We start from the raw sequence: 8,266 nt of genomic DNA, 5'->3' as shown, positions 1-8,266 counted from the left end.
GGGGCGTGGGCCCCCCCTAACCCCGGCCCCCCCCCCCCCGCGGGGGGCTGGCCCAACCCACTTTTCTGCCGACCCGGGGGGGGGGCGCCCCCCGGCCCCCCCCCCGCCTCTCTTTGCCTTGTGCATGCCGCGGCCGACCGCGGCGCAGGCAGCAGGACGGCCTCTTAGATGTCTGGCTGCCTCCTTGGCGGCGGATCAGGGTTGGTTGCATGGTGTGGTCGGTTGGCGGATCAATGCCGGCGTGTCTGAGACCCCGCATCCCTCTGCGTATAAGAACAAGCGTGACAACCGTCCTTGTTACAGCTGCTGCTTGCTGCGGGTGCGGAACCACTGGAAGGTGCTGGTGCACCGGTTGCAGAAAATCCAGTAGGCGATGCCGGCGGCCAGCGACCCGGCCACTGCGAGGGGCCGGTTGATGTCTGCCAGGGGCGGGTAGACGAGCCAGTGGACGAGGTAGATGTGCATGGAGGCGCTGGCCAGGATGGCGGCGGGCCGGGTCAGGACTCGCGGTACGGGGAGGGCGGGCAGCCAGGTGAGCAGCAGGATCCCGGTCATTATCGTGGCTTCCCGAGGGTTGTCTTCGAAGAAGCCCGGGACGGTTATGACCGTCAGCGCGGAGACCAGGCAGCGGTGCAGGAGGGTGCGCGAGCGTGCCACGGCCCAGCCCAGGGCGAAGAGCCACAGTGCCGGGATGGTGTGCGGCAAGCCTGGTTCCACGATCTCGTAGCGGGTGAGGAGCCCTGCGCCGAACAGTATGAGCGGGTAGAGGAACGGGTAGCTGCGTTCGGTGCGGTTGATCCAGGGGACGGCGAGGAGCGCGGTCATGGCCAGGAGGATGTAGACAATGTCTTCGATAAACCAGAAATGCCATTGGGTGGTGACTTCCACGGGGCCGAGGATGGCGTTGAGGAGCACGATGTTGGCCAGGCTGTAGCGGTCGGTGACCAGGTAGGCGAAGGCGATGAACGCCATCGCGGGCAGCACGATCCGGGCAATGCTGACGAGCTGGCGTCGAAGGCGGGGCACGCGTTGGCCAGAGAGCTGGAAGCGGGCGAAGTTGTACCCCGCGGCCGCGATCAGCACATGGGCCATACCCTGCCACTCGAAAAGCCCGATGTGGGTGCTGACGATGAAGAGGATGCCAACAGCGCGAAGGGCGATGCTCGTATCAATCGGCGCCACCGTCCGCTTGATGCCGGACCGGCGTGGCTGGCTGTCGGGTTTCGGCGCGGGTTGGAGTCTGCCGATGGGTGTGAGATGCCAGTCGGTGGGCAGGTGGCCCAGTGCCTGTTCCAGCCGGACGGAGGCGGCCACGAAGGAGAGGGAGTCGCCGCCGAGCGAGACGAACGTCTCGGTGTCCTTGACTTCGGAGACCTCGAGGACATCCATGAATATCTGCTTCACCGTGAGGGTGTTCGCAGTGCTGCTTCGGGCCTCGTTGGACAGTCCCGTTGATGCCGGTTCGTTGGTCTCCGCCACGGTTCGCCCTGCTGCGGCCACATCGGGAAGCGCTTTGGCCGCCTTCGTCATCTCGGCAGACAGGGCGGTGACTGCGGGGTAATCAAGTTTGCCGCTGCCCAGACGGGGCAGTTCCTTGACAGCAACGAGGGTCAGGGCGGAGCGCGGCAGCCCCACGCCCTGAGCGAGTACCTTGGACAGAAGCTGGGTGTCCTGCTCACCCTCAACGGCTACGACCAGGCGGTCGTCGGTGCCGGTGCTGGCCGCGGCCACCCCGAGGTCGGCAAGCATGCGTTCGACCTGTCCCAGATCAACGCGCAGGCCCACGATCTTGACGAACCGGCTGCGCCGCCCCACAACTTGGTACAGGCCCGCGGCGTTCTTCCGCGCCAGGTCGCCGGTGCGCAGTTCGGTGATGGTTCGGCCCCGGGACAGGTCCTCGGGGGTTTCTGCGTAGCCGAGCATCACGTTCGGCCCGGTGTACACCAGCTCACCGTCGTGGAGGCCTTCGACGGGGTCGATGCGGAAGGAACCACCCGGCACGGGCAGTCCGATGGCTTCCGGATGGTCGGCGGCAAGGTGCGGGGGCAGGTAGGCCATCCGGGCCGTCGCCTCGGTCTGCCCGTACATGACGAACAGGTCCCAACCCTGCGCGCTGCCCAGTTGTGCGTAGCGGCGCACCTGGTCGGGGGCAAGGCGCCCGCCGGCCTGGGTGATGTAGCGCAGTTCCGGCAGATCCATGTCGCCGAAACCGACCCGGTCAAGAAGTTCGAATGTGTAGGGAACGGCGGCGAAGGATGTGCAGTGCTGCTGCCGGATCAGTTCCCAGAAACAAGGGTCGACGACGGACAGTCCGGTCAGCACCAGCGTGGCGCCTCGTGACAGGTGGCTGTTGATCACCGAGAGCCCGTAGCAGTAGGACATCGGCAAGGTGGTGGCGGCCCGGTCCCCGGCTGTGATGCCCAGGTACGAGGCAATCGATTCGGCATTCGCCTGGAGGTTGCGATGGGAAAGACGCACCAGCTTCGGCGAACCTGTCGATCCCGAAGTACTCAGGAGCAGGGCAAGGTCCGGGTGCAGCTCGTGCCGGCTACCCTGATGCCGCTCCACCAGTGCGATTTCCCCATTGGCAGGACGGATGACGACGTCAGGATCGTAGGCTGCCACCAGTGAGTCCAAGGCCGTGGGTTTGTCTTCGGGAAGAAGGATCAACGGGTGTCCGCCGGCCAGGGCGGCCAGATACGCCACAAGTGATTCGATATTGTTTGACGCCGCAAGGGCCACCAGCCGCCGTTCTGTGCCAAGTTGTCGGGCGAAGGCCTCAACCCGTTCTGCCAATTCGTTGTAGGTCAGGGTCACCCGGTCGGTGATGATGGCAGGGGTATCTCCGTAGTCCGCCAGCCCCCAAGCGAAAGGCACCCCCGCGAGTTCGAGCTGCGTGGTCATTTCCCAAAGCTTATTAGGGTAGCCTCCCCTAAGCACAATCGGCGTTGCAAAGAGGTCCGGGAATGCCTGCGACGCCCGGGTTGGCGGATGTTGTGGCAGTGGAACAACCATGCAGCATGACCAGCCGATGCCTTGTGTCGGCGCTTCGCAAATTTCCTCCCACAATCCATCCGCTGCTTGCCCTTCGGGTTGCCCCGGCTCCGTCGGGCACAGCTCCGCGATGCTCTGCCAGCAGGCAAAAAACGCCCGGGGGAGAGGGACGCTGGCCGGTCACCAAAGCCGCCCCTCCCGCCGGATCCCTCAGCAAGGACGAGAGAAACCATGAACGATCGCATTGCACGCGCAGCCCTGACCCGCCTCTTCGAACCCGGCGACATCGGCGGCGCCCTCGTGGGCAGGCTCGGCGCGTACACCGCACTGAGGCTTGCCACCGGCGCCCAATCCGCCCACACCCTCCCGGACGTCACGGCCGAAGGACTGGCGGCCGCGCTGAAGCGCTGGGCGCCCCGGGTACCAGAGCTGGACCCGGAAAAGGACCTGGCCACCATCGAACGTCTGGGCGGCGGTTCCCTCACCCCGGGGGATTAACGCTGGCCGGAAGGCCTGGACGACCTGCCCGACGCCCCGTACGGGCTTTGGTACCGGGGCAACCTCGACAACGGGATCCCCGCACCGTCCCGCTGTGTGGCCCTGACCGGTTCCAGGGGGCAACGGCGGCAGGCTGGGACCCCTGAAAGTAGCAATCCGGACCGGAATCGTCGTTGACAACATCATTGAGATTCCTTCGGATTGTACGTGCCCGCTCCGGCCCCTCTAGCCCCTCCTTCGTCGGGGCCTGCGGCCCGGAAATTCTTCTCCGGCGCTCGTTCCTCGCTGATTTCCTCCGAAGATTTTCTGTGCCTTGCCCTGCGGGTAGACGGGACTCCACGGGCACAGCTCCGCAAGCTTCGCCAGCAGCCAAAAAACAACGGGGGGAGAGGGGAGCTGGCCGGTCACCTTGGTCGCCCCACCCACCCAACTTCTCGGCAAGAAGGAGCAACACCACATGAACGCAACACCCACGCTTGAAATGCTCGACCCGGCCACCCTGACCGTGGACATCAACGTCCGCAAGGACGCCGCCCTGACCGCTGACTTCGTCGCCAGCATCAAGGAACACGGCGTGATGGAACCGGTGATCGCCCACCGCAAGGACGACGGCACGGTGCACGTCCTGATGGGCCAGCGCCGCACCCGGGCCGCCGTCGAAGCCGAACGGCCCCTCATTCCGGTCCTGCTCATCGAATCGCCCGAGGAAGCCGAGCGCATCGTGACGCAGGTCGTGGAGAACATCCAGCGCGCCGAACTGACCGAAGCGGACGAGGCCGATGCCTACCACCAGCTGTCCCTGATCGGCGTCTCGGCGGCCGCCATCGCCAAGAAGACCGGCCGGACCAAGGACAAGGTCGAAAACGCACTCAAAGCCAAGGCATCCACCACCGGGACCAAGGCCCTCGAGAGCGGCTACACCCTCGACATGGCCTTGGTGATGACCGAGTTCGAAGGAGACCAGGACGCCATCGAGAAACTCGAATCCGTGATCCGGGACGAACCGCACTACTTCGACCACATCGCCCAGAAGCTCCGCGATGACCGCGAATCCAAGGCCCAGCTTGCTGCGCTGATCGAGGAACTTATCGCCCAGGGCAAGGCCATCGTTGAAGACGCCGGACACTACGCCGACGAGGAGAACCTGTATGTCTCAGCGGCCAAGCGGGCCGACGGGGAACCGGCCACCGACGAGGACGCCAACGCCTACATCATCAGCACCGACTACCAGGGCAAGCACCACGCCAAGCCCGTCATCAGCGACTGGAAGGAACTGGGCTTCACCCCCAAGTACGAACGCTACAACGGCGGCGGGCAGCAGGCCCAAAAAGGCCCGATGACCGAGGAACAAAAGGCCCAGCGGAAAACCCTGATCGCCAACAACAAGGCCATGGAATCAGCGACCAAGGTCCGCCGCGAGTTCGTCAAAACCCTGCTGGCCCGCAAGCAGGCACCCAAAGGCTGGCAGTACTTCACCGTCCACGCCATCACCCACCACTCCGAAACCGCCAGCGGCTACGACGGGAAGGTCGCCGCTGACATGGTCGGTGCCAAGGTCGAAGAATCCAACCGGTGGGGATGGAACCCGCTCCGGGACCACGTCGCCAAAACCGAGGCACGGCCCGAGTTCTCCCTGATCGCGCTGGTCTGCGCAGGGTATGAAAAGACCATCGCCAAGGACTCGTGGCGGTCCCCAAGCCAAACGCACCGGGACTACCTGAACCAGCTGGTCACGTGGGGATACACCCCCAGCGAAGTCGAGAGCATCATCCTCGACGGCCAAAAGCCAGCCGAGGACGACGCGGCCGCATAAACACCCTTGCCGGGCGGAAACCCCGCCCGGCAAGACCCCGGCCACTCACCACCAAAGGGCCGGGAACCTTCCAGAAGTCGGGCGGTCCACCGCCCAGGACGAACCACAGCAACCACTCACCAGCGGCGGACCGCCGATCAACGCACCCACCACAGGCCATGACCAGGTGCCGCGCTACCCAGGGACAACGACGTCCACATGGCAGCTGCAGGCATCACCGCCAACATTCAGCTAGGCTGAATCGTAGATTTCCTTTGCCGAGGAGAACGCAGAAGGGCCGGCTCTTATGAGCCGGCCCTTCTTGTGTCCCCAGGACACCGAAGCGCCAAGGGTGCAGCTGAGAAATCAGCCCGGAACATTCCGGGGATCGTTACCGTAACTGTTCTTGGAACCGATCTGACCGTCCTGGTTCTTGATCACGTGCTCGACCTTGTCCGCCTGGGCAGCTTCCCGGCCTGCAGCTTCCGCTTCGGCCTTGGTGCTGTAGCCGGCACCGAACGCGCGGTCAGTACCCTCGCGCTTGTTCTTCCACTGGCCGTCTTCGTAGTACGTCTCAACGTCACCCTGAGCCATTGCACACTCCCTCTGCCGATCAATCGCTGACAACTGCTGCACAAATGCAGATAGCAGAAGGCCCCGCAGCAAGCAGCGGGGCCTCCCTGGCAACCACTCCGCCTGATGGGGGACAGGCGGAGAAGCTGCAACAAAACTAAAAGACAGCATGCTTACTTTTCAAGTTGCCGCGCCGTAATACCGTCGGGGCCAATCGCGGCAAAGTCTCCCATGGTCCAATCCCAGCGCCGCCGACGCGCCTACTCCCAGGGGTCGGCGTTGTGTCAGCAGGGACGACACCAATTCAATGGGGGAGTGCACGTTTGCGGAGGCATCTCACCACGGTCCGGAGTGGCTTTTCAGGCACAGGGGGGCTGCGGCCCTGGCGAACCAGCGGGGATGACCACAGTCGCCGGCGGTGGCACTCACCATTTGTAATGTCGTTTTCAGAAGCTGACTGCACAATGATCCGCTGAATTCCGGGGTTTGTGCAGTCGGGTTGTGACCAGTCATTGCCCGCTACTCCTGTGCACAAGGGCACGCTTGCTCTGCACTCCTGTTCACAAATCGCGACATCGATTCGATCGAACGTGGCCAGGGAAGGATCCTTCACCGCGCATTGACTCCCATGTTCATGAGGGGACGTAGGAGGACTTTGGCTTTTCTTTAGCTCCAGGCGTCCACGCCTGGTGGAGGCGCAAACGAGTTGGTCACTTCAGTTAATTGGTAGATGCGCTCTATTTCACTTTTCCTGTATTTGCTCACACGAATTGACTCCAGAGACTGACAGTTCTCCAGGACGTTTAGTTTGCCGTCCTCGGGAAGCACCCCAAAGAGCTCGAGGTGAGCGAGATGCGGCAACCCAGTTAGAGGGGCCAGCGAATGCACAATCGTCTTCTTCCCAGATGAGTCCCAGCTCGGGAGTGTGCTGAGCCTGATCGTCTTCAGTTTTTGCAGCTGACCGAGGGGGCCTAGATCGGAGACCTTCGGCATGTGCATGACTCTTAGATACTCGAGCCGGCTCAGACCGTGCAGGGGCGTCAGGTCAGCGTCTGGATACGTCGCAATGACAAGCGTTTTTAGATTGGTAAAAGTTGAGAGGCTTTCCAGCGACTTGTATTTGCAATGCCACACGCGCAGGGCAGTCACGTCGGATGGAGTCGGGTGCACCGGCATGGACCGAGCCTCGTCTCTCATGAAATCAGCGATCATCATGTAACCGTAGTGGAGATCGAGCACCTTCAGGGACGACGCTGGGGCGGCCTTCAAAGTCTCTGCGGCCAAGCACTGGGTTGGCATCATGCGCACCTCCCCAGCCGCCTGGTAAAGGATCCTTCTATGGGAGCGGGAAGCGTAGGCTTCATGCATGTTCAATAGCATCGGTCTGGACGGCAAGGTGCTTGGGGTGACGGTTCTAGACGTCAAGGAGCTTCCAGCGGAGAAGTCGTTCCTTGTCCTACTGGACTACATGGAGATGGGCGAGGGCCCTGCCCACAATCTCGCGAGGATTAGTGAAGTAGGTGCCATCGTCTGGACCGCGGACCTTCCTGAGACAGGTTCTAGCGAATGCTACCTTTCCATGGACCTCTCTGATGACGGCACTGTTCTTGCGAATACTTGGAATGGGTACCGGGTGACCTTAGACAGCGTCACTGGCAAAGTGCTAGGCATGGAATTCACTAAGTAATCGCGAGCAGCGGCCTCGAGTTCAACTCAGTGAAAACTGGTCCGTTGCAGGGGTGTAGCGGATGACTGGCGCGCCGTTCGAACCTTCATCTCTAATCACAACGTCTCGATGAAGCGTGATTGCGAGCTTCCTCATCACCTGGGCTATGCCGTCTACTGTTGCCTGGTTAACGAGTTCCCGGAGGTCGAAGTCGAAAATCACCGCGTCCGGACCGGGGAAGAAGTTGACGCGTACTCCATCGACTGGCCAGACGGCAAAGCTCTCCAGTTCGGCAACACCTTGTCTGTTGGGCGGCAGAGGCGAATGGCCATCACTGGTTGTCAGTCTCCAGCCACTGCGGTTCAGCATCGCAAACACCGCATCCCAGTCGTGTTCTGCACTCCCGAGTACCTCGCCATCAGGGAGCACGCCGGGGTCGTCCCCAAAGGCTCGATGGAAGCGCGCCCAATCAAGATCCGAAGTCATGGGCACAATCATCGCTCAAATCGTGTATGGGCAGTTGGACTGCTTTGTTGGGAGCCTCGAAGTGACGCCCATAAGCCGTCGGTAAAAGGAACGGCTACCACTTTAGCCGGTCCTCAAGAGGACGCTGGTCCTATTTGCGCAATTGTCTCTAGGGGTTCGGCGGAGTCGGTAGGGAACGTTTTGCCATTGGGTACGTCCGTCTCATCGATTCCAGGAAGTAGTCGCAGGCCTCAGCTTCTGATGGAAATTCGTGCTCA

General features: G+C 62.6%; 7 protein-coding genes. 3 read left to right on the top strand and 4 right to left on the bottom strand.

Translation table 11 applies throughout. The features are described 5' to 3' along the window. Positions 1–297 precede the first annotated feature (297 nt). Positions 298–2,904, bottom strand: a complete 2,607-nt coding sequence (locus ACFVTD_RS18690; RefSeq protein WP_387565858.1) for an AMP-binding protein — start codon at positions 2,902–2,904, stop codon at positions 298–300. A gap of 321 nt (positions 2,905–3,225) precedes the next feature. Between ACFVTD_RS18690 and ACFVTD_RS18685 the strand changes: the two genes are divergently transcribed. Together ACFVTD_RS18685 and ACFVTD_RS18680 are read left to right on the top strand one after the other, a co-directional pair. Beyond that, positions 3,226–3,492, top strand: a complete 267-nt coding sequence (locus ACFVTD_RS18685) for a hypothetical protein (RefSeq protein ID WP_387565855.1) — start codon at positions 3,226–3,228, stop codon at positions 3,490–3,492. A gap of 457 nt (positions 3,493–3,949) precedes the next feature. After that, positions 3,950–5,305, top strand: a complete 1,356-nt coding sequence (locus ACFVTD_RS18680; RefSeq protein ID WP_387565852.1) for a ParB/RepB/Spo0J family partition protein — start codon at positions 3,950–3,952, stop codon at positions 5,303–5,305. Between the two features lie 345 nt (positions 5,306–5,650). Here ACFVTD_RS18680 and ACFVTD_RS18675 read toward each other — a convergent pair whose 3' ends face one another. Together ACFVTD_RS18675 and ACFVTD_RS18670 are read right to left on the bottom strand one after the other, a co-directional pair. Further along, on the bottom strand, positions 5,651–5,878 hold the full coding sequence (locus ACFVTD_RS18675) for a DUF2188 domain-containing protein (RefSeq protein ID WP_387565849.1): 228 nt from the start codon (positions 5,876–5,878) through the stop codon (positions 5,651–5,653). Positions 5,879–6,523: 645 nt separating this feature from the next. Further along, positions 6,524–7,225 carry a hypothetical protein gene (locus tag ACFVTD_RS18670; RefSeq protein ID WP_387565846.1) on the bottom strand — a complete coding sequence of 234 codons (702 nt, stop codon included), beginning with the start codon at positions 7,223–7,225 and terminating at the stop codon, positions 6,524–6,526. Between ACFVTD_RS18670 and ACFVTD_RS18665 the strand changes: the two genes are divergently transcribed. Beyond that, positions 7,224–7,544, top strand: a complete 321-nt coding sequence (locus ACFVTD_RS18665; protein WP_387565844.1) for a hypothetical protein — start codon at positions 7,224–7,226, stop codon at positions 7,542–7,544. The two genes, ACFVTD_RS18670 and ACFVTD_RS18665, sit on opposite strands and share 2 nt — an antisense overlap. A gap of 21 nt (positions 7,545–7,565) precedes the next feature. On the opposite strand, the gene ACFVTD_RS18660 is transcribed toward ACFVTD_RS18665, so the two are convergent. Then, positions 7,566–8,009: a hypothetical protein gene (locus tag ACFVTD_RS18660; protein ID WP_387565842.1), complete on the bottom strand. Its 444-nt coding sequence runs from the start codon at positions 8,007–8,009 to the stop codon at positions 7,566–7,568. Positions 8,010–8,266: the final 257 nt, after the last annotated feature.

Origin of the sequence: Pseudarthrobacter sp. NPDC058119 (assembly GCF_042884655.1) — a bacterium.
In the GTDB taxonomy this organism is placed as follows: Bacteria; Actinomycetota; Actinomycetes; order Actinomycetales; family Micrococcaceae; genus Arthrobacter.
The sequence above is the reverse complement of the archived record's forward strand: the minus strand, read 5'-3'. Positions and strand labels throughout refer to the sequence as shown.

Bases quoted from the DNA above. Each gene is read 5' to 3' on its own strand.
- ACFVTD_RS18690 (WP_387565858.1), bottom strand. From the start codon at position 2,904: ATGACCACGCAGCTCGAACTCGCGGGGGTGCCTTTCGCTTGGGGGCTG.
- ACFVTD_RS18685 (WP_387565855.1), top strand. From the start codon at position 3,226: ATGAACGATCGCATTGCACGCGCAGCCCTGACCCGCCTCTTCGAACCC.
- ACFVTD_RS18680 (WP_387565852.1), top strand. From the start codon at position 3,950: ATGAACGCAACACCCACGCTTGAAATGCTCGACCCGGCCACCCTGACC.
- ACFVTD_RS18675 (WP_387565849.1), bottom strand. From the start codon at position 5,878: ATGGCTCAGGGTGACGTTGAGACGTACTACGAAGACGGCCAGTGGAAG.
- ACFVTD_RS18665 (WP_387565844.1), top strand. From the start codon at position 7,224: ATGTTCAATAGCATCGGTCTGGACGGCAAGGTGCTTGGGGTGACGGTT.
- ACFVTD_RS18670 (WP_387565846.1), bottom strand. From the start codon at position 7,225: ATGCATGAAGCCTACGCTTCCCGCTCCCATAGAAGGATCCTTTACCAG.
- ACFVTD_RS18660 (WP_387565842.1), bottom strand. From the start codon at position 8,009: ATGACTTCGGATCTTGATTGGGCGCGCTTCCATCGAGCCTTTGGGGAC.